This window comes from Prauserella endophytica (assembly GCF_005146945.1).
Lineage (GTDB): Bacteria > Actinomycetota > Actinomycetes > Mycobacteriales > Pseudonocardiaceae > Prauserella_A > Prauserella_A endophytica.
In genome coordinates this window covers 221,754-237,080 of sequence record NZ_SWMS01000010.1, presented here as the reverse complement: position 1 = coordinate 237,080, position 15,327 = coordinate 221,754, and the positions used below count along the sequence as shown (strand labels likewise).

Sequence of the window (15,327 nt, the reverse complement as noted above, 5' to 3'; positions counted from 1 at the left end):
GGGGCAGGTCCGCGGGCCGCACGAGTCCGGTGCGAGGCTCACAGCTCGTTCCGCTTCGACACGAACAACTCCGCGACCCGGACGAGCTTCATGTTGAGGTCCTGCGACGCGCGGCGCAGCAGGTCGAACGCCTCCTGCGCGGTGAGGCCGCGCCGCTCCATGAGCATGCCCTTGGCCTGACCGATCACATCCCGGCTGCGCAGCGCCACCTTCAGGTGGGCCTGCTCGAACTCGGCGGCCGTCAGCGCCGTGGTCGCGGCCAGCGCGACCGTGGCGTGGCTCGCGAGCACCACGGCGAGGTCGCGGTCCACCTTGTCGAGGCCGTTGCGCTGGCGGGAGTAGAGGTTCAGCGCGCCGAGCCGGGGCGGGTCGTCGCCGGGGACGAGCCCCACCGCGAACACGCTCCGCACCCCGAGCGCGACCGCCCTGGGCGCCCAGTGGGGCCAGGGCGCCTCGGCGAGGTCGGGGACGTCGACCACGCCCTCGCCGGGCGTGCGGGTGGCCTCCACGCACGGGCCCTCGTCGAACGCGTACTGCTGTTCGTCGAGACGGTCGGCCAGGGGGTCGGTGCGCACGGGGGTGGTGTAGCGGCCCTCCTTCGTGCGCAGCGTGATGCTGACCAGGTCGGCCTCGTGGACCAGCGCCTTCACCGCGTTCACCACGCGCTCCAGCACGCCTGCGGCGGTGGGACTGTCCAGCAGCACCTTGGCCACCTGCGCGAACTCCCTGGCGAGCGGACCGCTCCACGGCTCGCCGGGAGCGTGGTCTTCGTCGCCCGCGGCGAAGAGCGCCCGCTCGGAGACCCAGTCCTGCTCACTGACCATGTCCGCATTCTGCCCGAGAATCGGCGCGGCGGAGCAGGTCCCGGAACATGAGCGAGGACCACACGACGTGCGTGAGCGCGGGCGCCAGCACGCCGCCCGTGGCGCGGCGCTGCGAGCCGAGGAGCAGGCCCATGACCGCGGAGGCGCCGACGAGCGCCGGGTTGCGCGTCGCGGTGGTCACCAGCACGTAGGCGAGCGTCGTGGTGACCACGGGGGCACGCCCGGCGACGGCGTGGAAGCCGCCCCGGAAGAACACCTCTTCGGCGACGCCGTTGACGAGCGTGGTCAGCAGCGTGGGGCCGGGTGCGCCGGCCGTGGCGTAGTCGCGCACCCGTGCGAGCGCGCCGCGCAGGACGGGCACGCGCTCCGCCACGGGCTGGACGGCGCGGAACACCCCGAACGCGGCGAACCCCGTCGCGAGCGGGACGGTCACCTCGGAGGGCCGGATCCGGCGGCGCCTCACCACCCGTCGCGGGCCGCACACCAGTCCACCGGCGAACCAGACGGCGGCCGTCGAAGCGGTGAGCGCGTAGAACCCACGGGACCCTGGCGCGGCCGTGAACGACGCGCCGAGCAGGCCGGCTCCCGCCGCGGCCACCGCCGCGGCCCGGCCTCGCCTGCTCACGAGGCCGTCCCGGACCGTGCCCGCTCCCCCAGCGCCGCAAGCACGGCGTCGTCGTAGCCCATCGGCTCGAACGGCACGACCCGGCGGATGGAGTCGTCCCGCACCACCACCTCGTTGGCCATCGAGTCCACCAGCGCCCGCCCCGTCGGCACGTCGATGTCGGTGACGAGCGACAGCCACAGCGAGGACAGCCGGGGCGTGAGCAGCGGCACCGGCACGATCACCGGGCTGCGGCCCTCGATGCGTGCGAGGCGGCGCAGCATCGCGAGGTAGCTGAGCACGTCCGCGCCGCCGACCTCGAAGATCCGCCCGCCCGCCTCCGGCACGGTCAGCACGCCTGCGAGGTAGCGGACCACGTCGGCGACCGCGATGGGCTGGGTGCGGGTCAGCGCCCAGCGTGGCGTGACCATCGCGGGCAGGCGCTCCACCAGCTGTCTCGTCAACTCCCACGAGATGCCCCCGTGCCCGACGACGATGCCGGCGCGCAGCACCGTCACCGGCACACCCGTCGCGGCGAGCAACCGCTCCACGTGCCGCCTGCTGCGCAGGTGCGGGGAGAGGTCGTCGTGGTCGTCACCGAGCCCGCCGAGGTAGACGATGCGGTGCAGCCCGGCGCCGGCCGCCGCCCCGGCGAAGGCGCGGGCCGCCTCGGCGTCGCGCCGCTCGAAGTCGGCCTCGTGCAGGGCGTGCACCAGATAGCAGGCGGCCTCGGCGCCGTCGAGCGCGGCGGCGAGCGAGTCCCGGTCGGCGACGTCGCCGTACACCGGCGTGCCGGCTCCGGCGTACCGCCGCGGACGGCGGGTCATCGCCACCACGTCGTGCCCGTCGGCCACCAGGGCGGGACAGAGCCGCCTGCCGACGAACCCCGAGGACCCGGCGACGACAACCCGCATCGCACAGCCCCTCTCCACCACGGAACGACGCGCTAACGGTGCATCCCCCGACGGTAACCGCTGCCCCCGCGCCCCGCAGGCGAAAGGACGCCGGGCACATGACCCTGTGGGATGGTTGCTGTTCATGGACCCCGAGGCAGGCGGCGGCACGGGAGGCCGCGCGGCAGCCCGCGCTGCGGACGCCCGGCAGGGTCGCCCGGCTGCGCGGCGTCTCGCCGATCACGCTGAGAAGCTGGGACTCGCGGTACGGCATCGGCCCTTCCTTCCGTCCGGAGGGACGCCAGCGGCGCTACACCGACGCCGACGTCGCCCTGCTGCGGCGCATGCGACGCCTCATCGACGAGGGCGTCCGGACCCGCGACGCCGCCCACGCCGTCCTCGGGCTGCCCGCCGAGGGCCTGATGACCGGCACCGGCGAGGAGGAGCTGGAACAGGCCACCGCCCTGATGCGCCGGGCGACCATGGCGGCGCTGCTCGACGAGTCGCTCGCCGCGAAGGGCGTCGAGGGCACGTGGTGCGACGTGGCCGCGCCCGTGCTCCGCACGCTGGGCCGCCGCTGGGCGCGCGGGCTGGAGTGCTTCGCGGTGGAATGGGCAATGACCACGGAGTTCTCCGCCGCGCCCGACCGCTACGTCCAGCCGTGCGGCTCCATGCGCGGCGGCTCGTGCGTCCTGCTCGCCCCGTGCCCTCACGAGCAGCACACCCTGCCGCTGGAGGTGCTGAGGGCGGCGCTGTGCGAACGGGAGGTCCCGGTGGTGTTCCCCGGCCTGCCCTCGGGCGAGGCCCCGACCCTGGACCTGGTGTCCCGGCTGAACCCGACCGGCGTCATGCTGTGGTCGATGGCCTCGGCGACCGCGGACACCGCGCTGCTGCGCGCCCTGCGCGGCCGGGGCACGACCGCGGTGCCGCCCTCGCCCTGCTCGCCGGAGACGACCGAGGCGCCGGCGATCACTGAGATCACCGGCGCCCCTCTGTGCGAGTTGGTCGGGTAGGGCCCGTTCGGGCCGGAGATCAACTACCCGGCCGGACGGGTCCTACTCGCGGCAGTGGCGCGGATCACGATCCGGCGATGTGGGGCACGTCCCGCGAACCGGTGCCGCGCAGAGTCCGCCTGACGCCGCCGGGCGGGTCCGTATCAGCGGGCACCCGCCGCGCTCGCCGCCGTCTTGTCCGCGCGGATGAGAACGCTCAGCCCAGTCCGGGGAGGCGGAGGTCGAGCCGCAACACCCGGCCCCGTGCGCCTGCCCGGCGAGGAGCGGTCAGCTCGGCGGCGCCGTCGGGCGGCGTCATGCCGCTCCCGGCCAGTGCGAGCGCAGGAGCGCCGCGGCTCGCGGGTAGTCGCGCAGCAGCAGGCCGAGCTCGGTGGCGAGCGCGGTCACCCGCGGCTCCGGGACCCGGCGGGCGGACAGCAGTGCCCGCGCCCACGCCGCCGTGTCGCCGAGCAGCCGCCCGTCACCGGTCAGCAGCGCGCCCTGCACGGCGGACAGCGACTGGTCGGCGCAGTCCCCCACCGCCACGGCGATGCCGGAGTGCTCCGGTGTTCCCTCGGCGAAGGCGTCCTGCGGCCGCCACCGCCGCCGGAGCGTCTCGACGAGCGTGTGGTGGTTCAGCTCCAGCCCCTGCTGTTCGGCCAGCGGCTCGGCGGCCAGCGGCGTTGCCGGCTCCACAACGGAGGGCAGTGTCTTCACCGCGTCGACGGCCTCGCGCAGGCCCGGCGCCCACGCCGTGGCGCCCAGCGCGCGGGCCCTGGTGCCGTCGGGGCCGAGAGCGGTGCCGCCCGCGATGACCGGGATGCCCGCGCTCGCGCAGGCCTCGACGAACTGCCGGGTTCCGGGCAGCGCCCAGGCTGTCGAGCAGCTCACCGCCACGGCTTCCGGGCCAGAGTCGTGCAGGTACGCGGACAGCCTGCCCGCCGGGGTGCAGGCGCCGAGGTAGGCCACGTTCCAGCCCCGCTCACGCAGGCCGGTGGCGATCACCAGCGCGGGCAGGGAGTGCCATTCGCGTTCGGCGCAGCCGACCACGATCCGGCCCCTGGTCACGGGCAGGCGCCGCACCCACCGGGCGATGGCCTCCGTCGCGGCCACCGAGACACCGGTGGCGATGTGCTCCTGCGCGACCGACCACTCGCCCCGCTGCCAGCGCTGGCCGATGCGCCGCTGCGCCTCGCTGATCACGTCGAGCAGGAGGACGGTGGGCTCGACGCCGCGGTCGAGAAGCTCGTCGACGATGCCGACGCCCTGACCGGCGTCACCCGCGGTGAGCGCGCGTTCGAAACGGGGGAGAGCGAGCCCGGCTTCGGTCGTGGTGGACATCGCGGGCGTTCACTCCCCACAGCGGACGGCGAGCAGGGCGATGTCGTCGTGACCGCGGCCGTCGAGGTGTTCCATCACCCGCCGCTCGACGACCTCGCACAGCGTCTCCGGGCTCGCCCCGGCGTAGGGCGGCAGGAGCGCGCGGAGCCGCTCCTGTCCGAACAGGCCGTCGCGGCCCCGCGCCTCGTACACGCCGTCGGTGTAGAGCAGCATCGCGTCGCCCGGCTGCAGCAGCACCGCGGCCTCCTCGTAGCGCAGGTCCGGCAACACGCCGACCAGCGTGCCGAACAGCACGGGTTCCTCGACGGAGCCGTCGCCACGGAGCACCAGCGGCGCCGGGTGCCCGGCCACGGCGATCGTCGCGAGAGTCCCGGCACCGTCCGGCGCGGGACGCAGCCGCGCGCACGCGACCGTGACGAACCGGTCGGGGCGGTCGGCATAGAGCACGTCGTTGAGCGCGGCCAGGATCGCGGCGGGCGAGCGGTCGAACCGGGCCGCGGTCTTGATGGTCTGCCTTGCCTTGCCGGTGAGCACCGCGGCCTCGACGCCCTTGCCGCAGACGTCACCGACGACGACGGACACATCGCCGGGTACGCCGTGCACGTCGTAGAAGTCACCGCCGATGTCCAGCCGTTCCTGGGCCGTGCGGTAGCAGGCGGCCACCCGCAGACCGGGCACTGCGGGCAGCTCCGGCGGGCGCAGGCTCGCCTGCAACGTCGCCACCACGTGCCTGCGTTCCTCGTAGAGCCGGGCGGCGTCGAGCGTCACGGCCGCGTGCCGGGCGAACTCCTCGGCGAGCGCGACATCGGCCTGTGTGTACCCCTGTCCGGCGCCCCGCACCGCGATGAGCGCGCCGACCGCGCTGCCCCTGGCGGTGAGGCCGACGCCGAGGACCTCCGCCAGGCCGAAGCCCGCCGCGATCGCCAGCAGGTCCGCGTCCGGGATGAGGCCGGCGAGTCCGGCCGCGGAACCCGCCCCTGGCGTGGAGTGCAAGAGCTCGGGCCTGCCGGCCCGGCGGATCCGCCCGAGCGCGGAGTCCTCCGCCAGCCGCGGCACGTGGACCGGGGCCAGCGGAGCGCCGTCGGTGTCGCACGCTGAGAGCGTGACGCCGCAGCCGTCGAAGAGCGCGAGCACGGCCCAGTCGCCGAGCACGGGAACGGCCAGACGCAGGGCCCGCAGCACGGTCCTGCGCACGTTGAGCGATCCCGCCAGCTGGCGCGACACGTCGAGGAGGAACGCGGATTCGCCCGAGGGCCTGGTCGGCCGCGGGACCGGACCCCCGGCGGGGCCGAGCGCCACGTCCATGGCGACTCCTCGGGACGGCTGCGTGCGATCTGCCGACTCTAACGCGCCGGGGCCCCGCCGTGGCGCAGGTCGCCCGCAGTGAAGGCCACCTTCACTGCGTGGAATCAGACTCAGCGGCGCGGAGCGCCTCCGTCTGGGTGGTGGAGGGAGACGGGCGGGCGCAGGCATGGTGGCCTTCACTGCGGCTGGTCCGTGGCAGCTGAACGCCCCGGCCGCCTGAGCGCTCAGGCGCGAAGCTTCACCAGCTCCCCCAGTGCCTGCCTGGCCCGCGCCGTGCCGTCCGGGTCGGCGAACCGGCCGATGTCGTAGAGCACGACGTGCTCGCAGCCCGCCTCGTGGTAGCGCTCCAGCTCCTCGGCCACGTCCTCGGGCGAGCCGTGCAGCACGGCGCCCCGCACCACGGCGTCGGGGATGCTCTCCAGGAGCGCGTCCGCCCGCTCCGGCGCGATCTCGTGCGGCACGTAGCCGTGCGGCAACGGGTACTCCGCGCCGTGCTCGGCGAAGCCGCCCTTGCCGCGGTAGAGCGCCACCGCCCGCACCGAAGGGTGCTCCAGCAGCGCGAGGCTCTCCGCGCGCGTGGGCGCGAGCGCCGACCACAGGAACACGGTGGGCGTGATCTCCGCCGGGTCCCGCCCGAACGCCTCGGCGTGCTCCCGCAGCGTCGCGAGCTTGTCCGCGTAGGCCGACGGCGGCAGGCTCGTCGGGATCCAGCCGGTGCCGTGCCGGGCGGTCAGCTCCAGCATCTTCGGCCCGTGCGCCGCGACGTGGATGCCGAACGGCGCCGTCGCGGTGATCGCCAGGTCCGGCCCGCCGTCCTCCACCGGTCCACCGGTACGCAACGCGGCGAGCGTCCGCAGCGCGGGCCGCATGTAGTGCAACCGCCCGGTGCGTTCCCTGCCGTGGTCGAGCCCGAACGGCAGCAGCTGCCCCGGGTCGCCGACACCCAGCCCGAGCGCCAGCTCCCGCCCGGCGAGCCAGCCGATCGTGCTCGCCGTGTGGGCGAGGGCCACGGCGCTGCGCCGCACCGGGTCGGTGACGGCGACGCCGAGCCGCACCCGGCGCGTGGTCACCGCGGCCGCGGCGAGCAGGGAGAACGGGTCGAGCACCCGGTGCGGGTCGGCCAGCGCCGTGCGCCTGGTGCCGCGGGGGAACCAGCCCTGCAGGTGGTCGAGCAGCCACACCGCGTCGATCCCCTCCTCGGCGTCGGCCCAGCGCGCGTCGTCGAGCGGGTCGAGATCGGGGTGCACGGAGATGCCCGCGCCGATGGTCAGCACGTTCGAGATCCCTTCGTCGAGGTTGGTCACTTGGTCGATTCCAGGCCGGCCGGGCTCGCGCCGGCGAGAACGTCCTGACCTCGCTCGCGCAGGAACAGCGCGGCGACGAACGACACCACCGCGGTGCCGGTCATGTAGAGGGCGATGGCGGTCCAGCCGCCCGTGCGGTCGAGCAGGAACGTGGCGACGATCGGCGCGAGCCCGCTGCCGAGCACCGTGCCCAGCGTGTAGCCCACCGACATGCCGGTGTAGCGCACACCGACCGGGAAGACGTGGGCGAACAGGGTCGGCATCACGCCGTAGTTCGCCGCGTACGGCAGGAACATCAGCACGAAGCCCAGCAGCATCAGCGGCAGGTCCGCGGTACCCAGCAGCCCGAACCACGCGTACGGCACCACCGCCATGCCCACGATCCCGGCGAGGAAGACGCGCTTGCGGCCCACCCGATCGGAGAGCCAGCCGAAGAACGGGATCGCGATGATCGTGAGGACGTTGACCATGGTGACCAGCCCGAGCAGGACGTCCCGGCTCGCGCCGACGTGCTCCGTGCCGTAGGCGAGGGAGAACACGGTGCCGACGTAGAAGGTCACGCCCGCCGACAGGTACGCGAGGCACATCAGCACCACGCGCAGCGGGTGCCCGCGCAGCACCTCGACCACGGGCACCTTGCGCACGGCGCCCTTGCGCTGCACGGCCTTGAAGTCGGGGCTCTCGTCGAGGCGGAGCCGGATGAACAGGCCGAGTGCCACGAGCACGGCGCTGCACAGGAACGGGATGCGCCAGCCATATGCCGCGAAGTCGTCATCGGGCAGCTGTGAGACGAGCAGGAACATCAGGTTCGCGAGCAGCAGGCCCCACCCGGCGCCGGTGTTCACCACGGCGCCGAAGAAGCCGCGCCGGGCTGGCGCCGCGTGCTCGACGCTCATGAGCACGGCCCCGCTGTACTCGCCGCCGAGCGAGAAACCCTGGACGAGCCGGACCAGCACCAGCAGGATCGGCGCGGCCACACCGATCTGGGCGTACGTCGGGAGCAGGCCGATGACGAACGTCGCGCCGCCCATCAGGGTCAGCGTGAGCACCAGCATGGCCTTGCGGCCGATCCGATCGCCGAAGTGGCCGAACACCACCCCGCCCAGTGGCCGCGCGACGAACGCGATCGCGAACGTCGACAGCGCGAGCAGGGTGCCGACGAGCGGGTCGAACTGCGGGAAGAACTGCTCGTCGAACACCAGCGAGGCCGCGGTGCCGTAGATGAAGAACTCGTACCACTCGACGGTGCTGCCGATCAGGCTGGAGATCAGGACCTTGCGAGCGTGTGCGTCGTGCGTCATGAACCATCGACTCCAACCCGGTGAGGGCCGGGCCGGCCTTGCCTCGGGCAAGCCGGCGCGGACTACGATGTGTGGGGCGTTCAACGGTGAGCAACGTGGAGGTTAAGCACTTGTCTGACAACAGTCAACTGACATCGGGCCTGCAGGAGTCGCTCTCGCGCCGCCCGCTGCCCGACGTGATCGCGGAGCGGATCACCGCGACCATCGCCAACGGCACCCTCACGCCGGGCGACCGGCTGCCCTCCGAGCCGGTGCTCGCCAAGCAGCTGCAGGTCGGGCGCACGTCACTGCGCGAGGCACTGCGCAAGCTCGCCACGCTGGGCGTCATCGAGATCGTGCGGGGCAAGGGCACGTTCGTGTGCGAGCCGCCACCGGAAGACCCGACGACCCAGTACGTCCAGTGGAGCCTCGACCAGGGCTTCGCGCTCTCCGAGCTCCTGGAGGTGCGGATCGGGCTGGAGACCACCGCGGCAGGGCTCGCCTGCACGCGCGCGACCGACGACGAACTCGGCGAGCTCGACCGGCTGCGCGCCGAGCACGACAAGGCCCACGACAGCGGCCTCGACGCGCTCGTGCGCACCGACGAGGCGCTGCACGAAGGCATCGTCCGCGCCGCGCACAACGTGGTGCTCGCCGGCATGTACCTGCCGCTCGTCCCCCAGATGACCGAGTTCCGCCGTCGCACGCTGAGCCTTCCCCGCGCGCAACAGCGCTCCGACGACCACCGCTACATCACCGACGCCATCGGCAGGCGCGACCCCGAGGCCGCCCGCAGGGCGGTGGCCGAGCACCTGTGGATCTTCTACCAGGAGGTGCGGGCCGTCGCGGCGCCCGGCGAGGTCACGGGCACGGAGGTGCGCAGCGTCGCCACCTTCGTCTGAGCGCCGCGCCCACCCCGCGTCATAAGTCCTCCTTATGGCGATCTTGGCGATTGCCGTCTACCAGGCCCCGGGCCCGTGTGTTTCGATCGCACGGCCCGTATCGCAGGAGCTTCGGGCCTGGCTGGGAAGGACTGGGCACAATGGTCGTGCTGCACACGACGATCGCGATCCTCGCTGTCGTCCTGCTCATTCTCGTGACGCGGGTGGATCCCGTGATCGCACTCGTCATCGGGTCGATCTACCTCGGCCTCACGGCCGGCCTCGGTTTCGACGGCACGATGACGGCCATCGCCGAGGGCTTCGGCGAGATCATGGCCGAGGTCGGGTTGCTCATCGGCTTCGGTGTCCTACTGGGATCACTGCTGTTCTCCGTTGGAGCACTGCAGAAACTCGTCGAGAAGCTGCTGAGGGCGCTCGGCCCTGGGCGGCTGCCCTACGCGCTGGCGGCCGCGCTGAGCGCGATCTTCCCTTCGATCTATGTGGACGTTCAGCTCGTGCTCGCCGCGCCGCTGGCGAGGTCCGCGGCCCCTCGCATGGGCCGCAACGGACTCGCGATGATGGGCGGCGCGCTGACGGCGGGCATCCTGGTGGGTTACGTCTTCGTGGTGCCCGGTCTCGGTACCCTCGCGATCGCCGGGCTGCTCGACGTTCCGCTCGGGACGATGCTCGTCTACGGCTTCGTCATCGGGCCGATCACCGCGCTGCTGACCGTGTTCCTGTGGGGCCGGCTGCTCAAGCGCGGCTTCTGGAACGCGGCGAAGGACGAGACCGGCGGCGCCGAGCTGGAGCCCACGGGCGGGGCCGCGCCGTCACCCCGCGAGCCGGACGGTGCGGGTGGCGTGGCGACCGAGCGCGAGACCGTCCGCACCGCTCCCCCGCTGACGATCTCCCTGCTGCCGATCGTCGTGCCGCTGTTGCTGATCGCGACCGGCGCCATCACCGAGGCCGCCGGTGTGGAGTCCAGCGTGCTGGCGTTCCTCGGCGACCCCGTCTTCGCACTGTTCGTCGGCCTGCTCGGGGCCTACGTGCTCGCCAAGCGGACCCTGGGCCGGGAACAGCTCGGCGAGGCGATGTCCAAGGGCTTCAACTCCACCGGGCAGATCCTCTTGATCACCGGCATCGGCGGGTCGCTGGGCGCCGTGATCGGCGAGACCGGTCTGGACAAGGTGCTTGGCGGGTTCTTCTCGGCCGACGCCGGGGTCCCCGCGCTGGTCACGATCCTGCTGGCGTGGCTGGTCGCGGCTGTGCTACACCTGGCCATCGGGTCGATCTCCGTCGCCGCGATCGCCGCGGCCGGAATCCTCGCCCCGATCATGGGCAGCCTCGCCATCCCCGCGGAGGTGCTCGCGCTCGCGATCGGCTCAGGCGCCCTGTTCGCGTTGCAGGTGAACAGCAACTTCTTCTGGATGTTCCAGACCCTGCTGGGGGTGACCACCCGGGGCGCGCTCAAGGCGCTGACGTTCGTCACCGCGCTCGCCTCGGTGGTGTCGCTCGTCCTGGTCTCGGTCGTCAGTTTCGTCGTGTAGGGAAAGAGAAAGATGCAGCCCCTTCGTGGAGTGACGGTCGTGTCGCTTGAGCAGGCCATCGCCGCTCCGTACGCCAGCAGGCACCTCGCCGATCTCGGCGCCCGCGTGATCAAGGTGGAACGGCCAGGCGCCGGCGACTTCGCGCGCTCCTACGACTCGCGCGTGAAGGGCCTCAGCTCGCATTTCGTGTGGGTCAACCGGAACAAGGAGTCGCTGACCCTCGACTTCAAGGACCAGCGCGGCAACGAGGTGCTCCGCCGGCTGCTGGCGGAGGCCGACGTGTTCATCCAGAACCTCGCGCCGGGCGCGGCGGCCCGCGCCGGGCTCGGGGCCGACGAGCTGCGGGCCGCCAACCCACGGCTGATCGTGTGCGACATCTCCGGCTACGGCTCGCCGGGACCGTACGAGTCGATGAAGGCCTACGACCTCATGGTGCAGAGCGAGGCCGGCCTGCTGTCGGTGACCGGTTCCGGCGCGGACCTCGCGAAGGTGGGCATCTCCGTGTCCGACATCGCGGCGGGGATGTACGCCTACAGCTCGATCCTCGCGGCGTTGCTGGAGCGGGGCCGCACCGGCGAGGGGTCGCATGTGGACGTCTCGATGCTGGAGGCGACGGTGGAGTGGATGGGTTTCCCGCTCTACTACACCTACGACGGCGCGGAGCCGCCGCCGAGGGCGGGCGCCGCGCACGCGACGATCTACCCCTACGGCCCGTTTCCCGCGGGCGACGGCAAGGTCGTGATGATGGCCATCCAGAACGAGCGTGAGTGGCGCGCGTTCTGCGAGAAGTTCCTGAAGCGGCCCGAGCTGGCCACTGATCCCGCGTACGCCACCAACGCCGACCGCAACGCCAACCGCGAGGCGCTCGGAGCGATCATCACCCAGCGCTTCGGGGAGCTGACGAGCGAGCAGGCCATGGAGCTGCTCGCCGAGATCCCGGTCGCGCACGCCAGGGTCAACACGCTCGCCGAGGTGTGGCGGCACCCGCAGCTCGCCGCGCGCGGGCGCTGGCACGAGGTGGGCACCACCGCGGGCCCGGTGCCCGCGCTGGCCCTGCCGGGCCTGGCCACCGGCGAACCCCGGCTGGATCCCGTGCCCGGTCTCGGCGAGCACACCCGCGCGATCCTCGCCGAGCTGGGGCTGGCGGAGGGCGAGATCGACGCGCTGGTCGCCGAGGGCGTCGCCTGACCCGCCGGTCCGGGTGAGAGGATCGGCCTGCCAGGAGCACGGCAGGAAGGCGGCACGATGGACATCGCCCACCTGCGCGACTTCATCACCGTCCTCGACGCGGGCAGCCTCACCAGGGCGGCCACCGAGCTGCACGTGTCCCAGCCCGCGCTGAGCCAGCGGATGGCCCAGCTGGAGCACCAGCTCGGCGTGCGGCTGCTCGAACGCGGACCGCGCGGCGTGCGGCCCACCCCGGCGGGCCGGTCGCTCTACCGGGACGCCCAGCAGCTGGTGCGCCAGTTCGACCGGCTCTCCGAGGACATCGCCAGCGACCGGGACGGGGTGCACGGCCCGGTGGCGATCGGACTGCCGACCACCGTCGCCACGCACTTGGCGCCCGCGCTGTTCTCGTGGACGAAGGCGCACCACCCCGGCGTCCACCTGCAGCTGTTCGAGTCGATGAGCGGCTACATCCACGAGCTGCTGCTCGGCGGCAGGCTCGACCTGGCGGCCGTCTACCGCGAGGACGACGCGCGAAGGCCCGGCGAGGTGCCCCTGTACTCGGAGGACCTCTACCTGATCGGCACGCCGGATCCGGAGCCGGAGTCCGAGCACGAAGTGAGCGTCTTGGAGCTGCGGGAGGTACCGCTGGTGGCGCCGGGCGGACGCAGCAACCTGCGCGCGCTGATCGACCGCGCGTTCGGCGGGCACGGGCTCGTGCCCACGGTGGTCGCCGACGTCGAGTCGCTCGGCACCATGATCCGCATCGCGGAGAGCGGCGAGGCGTGCACGATCCTTCCGCTGTCGGTGTTCGCCGGGAACCGGCGGCCGCGCGACGTCGGCGCCCGCCGGATCACCGGTCCCCCGCTCGCCAGGCACGTCGCGATCCGCACCGCCACCGAGTTCTACGAGCCGCGCGACGCGGTGGTGGCCGTGCGCCGTGGCATCGTCGAGGTGACACGGCGGCTCGCCGGGGACGGCCGCTGGGAGGGCATCCGCCTCGCCGGACTTCAGCGCTGAGCGGCCGTATGCTGGGAGGCTTCGCTGGCGACGTGTGACCCGGGGAGGTCGCCGTGGACTGGTATCAGCGCACGTTCGTCGACACGGGCCGCTCTGCCGCGCTGTGCGCGCTGCTGGGGTTCCTCGTCACCTTCGCCGTCGTCCGGACGATCACACGCCGCATCCACGCCAGGCGTGGGGAGCCGGAGCGGGGTGCGCTGCGCGACGTCCACGTCGGCGGCGTGCACGTCCACCACCAGGTGTGGGGAATCCTGCTGCTCCTGGTCACCGGGATGCTGACGTTCCGGTACGACCCGCAGGCGCCGTGGGCCGAGCTGCTCGCGGCGCTGTTCGGCGCCGGGGCGGCGCTCACCCTCGACGAGTTCGCCCTCTGGCTCTACCTCAACGACGTCTACTGGTCGGCCGAGGGCCGCCGCTCGCTCGACGCGATCCTGGTCGGCGGCGCGGTCGGCACCGCGCTGCTGTTGCAGTCCTCGCCCATCGGCGCCGACCCCGAGGACAGCGGCACCGCGTTGGCGTTCGCGGCGACCGTCGTGCTCCACTTCTCCATGGCGGGAGTCTGTGTGCTCAAGGGCAAGCTCCCGACGGGGATCATCGGCGTCGTCGTGCCCGTGGTCGCCACGGTGGGCGCGATCCGGCTGGCCAAACCGTCGTCGGTGTGGGCGCGCCGCCGCTACGGCGAGGCGAAGCTCGCCCGCGCCGACCACCGGTTCGGAGCCGCCTACCAGCGCAGGGTCAACCGGTTCCTCGACCTGCTGGGCGGTAAGCCCGACCGGCCGTGAGCGTCACCGCGGCGGCTGCCCGTATCCGTGCGGCGGGTAGCCGGGCTGCGGCGGATACGGCTGCCGGTACGGCGCGTGACCCTGCGGAGGGTAGGGCTGCGGCGGCTGGGGCGGGTACTGCTGGGCGGGCTGCTGCCAGCCCTGCTGTGGCTGTGGGACGGGGGACTGCGGCGCATGGCCCTGCCCCGCCGCCAGCTGCTCCGCGGTGACCCGCTTCTTGCGGGCGAAACCGTGGTACGCCCACGCCGAACCACCGACGAGCATCGCGGCCCCGCCGCCCAGCAGCAGCCAGCCGGTGGTCTTGTTGTCGCTCGCCTGCTCGTCCAGGCTCCGCTCGGCCGTCGTCTCGCCGTTGCGGGTCTCCTCGCAGACCTGCCCCTCGCTCATCTCCTGCGAGCCGCACATCACCCGGTCGTCGCCGAGAACCAGGATGCCGCCGACGATCAACCCGGCACCCACCACCGCGGCGCCGACGGCCTGCATCCGTTCCTTGATCAGCCGCGCGTTCGTCATCCTCGCCGCGCGCGCGTAGTTCACGTTCATGCGAAACGTTCCTTCCCCAGTGTCCGATCGCGCCACACCCTAGCCCTAGGATCACCGGGTGATCGTTCCACCCGGCCGCTGGAAGCCCGTGACAAACGGAGAATCGGGCGCAACGGTCTTGTGCGACACAACGGGCTCCCGCTACGCCAAGCACGTTCCCGCGAGCGGGCGAGCGGAGCTGGCAGCGGAACGCGACCGTGTCTCCTGGCTCGCCGGCACCGGTGTCGCCTGCCCCCGCGTGCTGGACTGGACCGAGGACCACACCGGCGCGTGCCTCATTACCAGCGCGGTGCCCGGCGTTCCCGCCGACACGGTGCCGCCCAAGGCACTCGCCAAGGCGTGGCCCTCGATCACCGGCACCGTGCGGCAGCTGCATGAACTGTCCACAGACGACTGTCCGTTTCGGAGGGACCTGGCGCGAATGTTCGCACTGGCGAGGGAGGTCGTCGCCAGGGACGCGGTGGAGCCGGACTTCCTCCCCGTCGAACAGCAGGGCACGCCCCCGGCGGAACTGCTCGCCCGGCTGGAGCCGCGACTCGAGGAGCGGCTCGCCGAGGAGCCTGCCGACACCGTGGTGTGCCACGGCGACCTGTGCCTGCCCAACATCGTCCTCGACCCGGACACCCTGGAAGTGTCGGGACTGATCGACCTGGGCAGGCTCGGCCTGGCCGACCGGCACGCCGACCTGGCACTGCTGCTCGCCAGTTCGCGGGAGACGTGGCCGGACGAGACGGAGGCCCGCGCGGCGGACGAGGCGTTCGCCGGCCGCTACGGACACCCGCTGGACGCGGACCGGCTGCGGTTCTACCTGCACCTCGACCCGCTGACGTGGGGCTGAACCCCG

15 protein-coding genes are annotated in these 15,327 nt (G+C 72.9%); 7 read left to right on the top strand and 8 right to left on the bottom strand.

Annotation, left to right across the window (positions count from 1 at the left end):
* Nucleotides 1–38: 38 nt before the first annotated feature.
* Genes FCN18_RS19845 through FCN18_RS19835 form a run of 3 tightly spaced genes read right to left on the bottom strand, consistent with a single transcriptional unit; the run spans nucleotide 39 to nucleotide 2,342 of the window.
* A complete protein-coding gene (locus FCN18_RS19845; RefSeq protein WP_112268559.1) occupies nucleotides 39–824 on the bottom strand; it encodes a GAF and ANTAR domain-containing protein in 786 nt (261 codons plus the stop codon).
* On the bottom strand, nucleotides 814–1,449 hold the full coding sequence (locus tag FCN18_RS19840) for a CPBP family intramembrane glutamic endopeptidase (RefSeq protein WP_113644738.1): 636 nt from the start codon (nucleotides 1,447–1,449) through the stop codon (nucleotides 814–816). Before FCN18_RS19840 ends, FCN18_RS19845 begins: the two co-directional genes overlap by 11 nt.
* Nucleotides 1,446–2,342, bottom strand: a complete 897-nt coding sequence (locus FCN18_RS19835) for an NAD(P)H-binding protein (protein ID WP_112268555.1) — start codon at nucleotides 2,340–2,342, stop codon at nucleotides 1,446–1,448. Before FCN18_RS19835 ends, FCN18_RS19840 begins: the two co-directional genes overlap by 4 nt.
* Before the next feature lie 98 nt (nucleotides 2,343–2,440).
* Here FCN18_RS19835 and FCN18_RS19830 point away from each other — a divergent pair, with 98 nt between their 5' ends.
* Nucleotides 2,441–3,334, top strand: a complete 894-nt coding sequence (locus tag FCN18_RS19830; RefSeq protein ID WP_137095819.1) for a MerR family transcriptional regulator — start codon at nucleotides 2,441–2,443, stop codon at nucleotides 3,332–3,334.
* Between the two features lie 294 nt (nucleotides 3,335–3,628).
* Here FCN18_RS19830 and FCN18_RS19825 read toward each other — a convergent pair whose 3' ends face one another.
* From FCN18_RS19825 to FCN18_RS19810, 4 genes are all read right to left on the bottom strand, one after another.
* Complete coding sequence (locus tag FCN18_RS19825) at nucleotides 3,629–4,654, bottom strand: cobalamin B12-binding domain-containing protein (RefSeq protein WP_137095818.1); 1,026 nt, start codon at nucleotides 4,652–4,654, stop codon at nucleotides 3,629–3,631.
* A gap of 9 nt (nucleotides 4,655–4,663) precedes the next feature.
* Nucleotides 4,664–5,959 (bottom strand): PP2C family protein-serine/threonine phosphatase, encoded by a 1,296-nt coding sequence (locus FCN18_RS19820; RefSeq protein ID WP_137095817.1) that lies wholly within the window; start codon nucleotides 5,957–5,959, stop codon nucleotides 4,664–4,666.
* A 224-nt stretch (nucleotides 5,960–6,183) separates the two neighbouring features.
* Nucleotides 6,184–7,263, bottom strand: a complete 1,080-nt coding sequence (locus tag FCN18_RS19815) for an LLM class flavin-dependent oxidoreductase (protein ID WP_158303141.1) — start codon at nucleotides 7,261–7,263, stop codon at nucleotides 6,184–6,186.
* Nucleotides 7,260–8,564 (bottom strand): MFS transporter, encoded by a 1,305-nt coding sequence (locus tag FCN18_RS19810; RefSeq protein ID WP_112268551.1) that lies wholly within the window; start codon nucleotides 8,562–8,564, stop codon nucleotides 7,260–7,262. Before FCN18_RS19810 ends, FCN18_RS19815 begins: the two co-directional genes overlap by 4 nt.
* Before the next feature lie 110 nt (nucleotides 8,565–8,674).
* On the opposite strand from FCN18_RS19810, the gene FCN18_RS19805 reads away from it, so the two are divergent.
* The 5 genes from FCN18_RS19805 (at nucleotide 8,675) to FCN18_RS19785 (ending at nucleotide 13,940) form a co-directional block, all read left to right on the top strand.
* Nucleotides 8,675–9,445, top strand: a complete 771-nt coding sequence (locus FCN18_RS19805; RefSeq protein ID WP_137095816.1) for a FadR/GntR family transcriptional regulator — start codon at nucleotides 8,675–8,677, stop codon at nucleotides 9,443–9,445.
* A 140-nt stretch (nucleotides 9,446–9,585) separates the two neighbouring features.
* On the top strand, nucleotides 9,586–10,971 hold the full coding sequence (locus FCN18_RS19800) for a GntP family permease (protein ID WP_137095815.1): 1,386 nt from the start codon (nucleotides 9,586–9,588) through the stop codon (nucleotides 10,969–10,971).
* A 12-nt stretch (nucleotides 10,972–10,983) separates the two neighbouring features.
* A complete protein-coding gene (locus tag FCN18_RS19795) occupies nucleotides 10,984–12,159 on the top strand; it encodes a CaiB/BaiF CoA transferase family protein (protein ID WP_137095814.1) in 1,176 nt (391 codons plus the stop codon).
* Nucleotides 12,160–12,216: 57 nt separating this feature from the next.
* The gene (locus tag FCN18_RS19790) at nucleotides 12,217–13,158 is read left to right on the top strand and encodes a LysR substrate-binding domain-containing protein (RefSeq protein WP_137095813.1); all 942 of its coding nucleotides are present in this window, start codon (nucleotides 12,217–12,219) and stop codon (nucleotides 13,156–13,158) included.
* A 53-nt stretch (nucleotides 13,159–13,211) separates the two neighbouring features.
* Nucleotides 13,212–13,940: a hypothetical protein gene (locus FCN18_RS19785; protein ID WP_228714048.1), complete on the top strand. Its 729-nt coding sequence runs from the start codon at nucleotides 13,212–13,214 to the stop codon at nucleotides 13,938–13,940.
* A gap of 3 nt (nucleotides 13,941–13,943) precedes the next feature.
* Here the strand turns inward: FCN18_RS19785 and FCN18_RS19780 are convergent, their stop codons facing one another.
* Complete coding sequence (locus FCN18_RS19780; protein ID WP_137095812.1) at nucleotides 13,944–14,483, bottom strand: hypothetical protein; 540 nt, start codon at nucleotides 14,481–14,483, stop codon at nucleotides 13,944–13,946.
* A gap of 58 nt (nucleotides 14,484–14,541) precedes the next feature.
* On the opposite strand from FCN18_RS19780, the gene FCN18_RS19775 reads away from it, so the two are divergent.
* The gene (locus FCN18_RS19775) at nucleotides 14,542–15,321 is read left to right on the top strand and encodes an APH(3'') family aminoglycoside O-phosphotransferase (RefSeq protein ID WP_137095811.1); all 780 of its coding nucleotides are present in this window, start codon (nucleotides 14,542–14,544) and stop codon (nucleotides 15,319–15,321) included.
* Nucleotides 15,322–15,327 lie beyond the last annotated feature (6 nt).

Bases quoted from the DNA above. Each gene is read 5' to 3' on its own strand.
- FCN18_RS19810 (WP_112268551.1), bottom strand. From the start codon at position 8,564: ATGACGCACGACGCACACGCTCGCAAGGTCCTGATCTCCAGCCTGATC.
- FCN18_RS19780 (WP_137095812.1), bottom strand. From the start codon at position 14,483: ATGAACGTGAACTACGCGCGCGCGGCGAGGATGACGAACGCGCGGCTG.
- FCN18_RS19845 (WP_112268559.1), bottom strand. From the start codon at position 824: ATGGTCAGTGAGCAGGACTGGGTCTCCGAGCGGGCGCTCTTCGCCGCG.
- FCN18_RS19800 (WP_137095815.1), top strand. From the start codon at position 9,586: ATGGTCGTGCTGCACACGACGATCGCGATCCTCGCTGTCGTCCTGCTC.
- FCN18_RS19790 (WP_137095813.1), top strand. From the start codon at position 12,217: ATGGACATCGCCCACCTGCGCGACTTCATCACCGTCCTCGACGCGGGC.
- FCN18_RS19825 (WP_137095818.1), bottom strand. From the start codon at position 4,654: ATGTCCACCACGACCGAAGCCGGGCTCGCTCTCCCCCGTTTCGAACGC.
- FCN18_RS19830 (WP_137095819.1), top strand. From the start codon at position 2,441: ATGACCCTGTGGGATGGTTGCTGTTCATGGACCCCGAGGCAGGCGGCG.
- FCN18_RS19835 (WP_112268555.1), bottom strand. From the start codon at position 2,342: ATGCGGGTTGTCGTCGCCGGGTCCTCGGGGTTCGTCGGCAGGCGGCTC.
- FCN18_RS19820 (WP_137095817.1), bottom strand. From the start codon at position 5,959: ATGGACGTGGCGCTCGGCCCCGCCGGGGGTCCGGTCCCGCGGCCGACC.
- FCN18_RS19795 (WP_137095814.1), top strand. From the start codon at position 10,984: ATGCAGCCCCTTCGTGGAGTGACGGTCGTGTCGCTTGAGCAGGCCATC.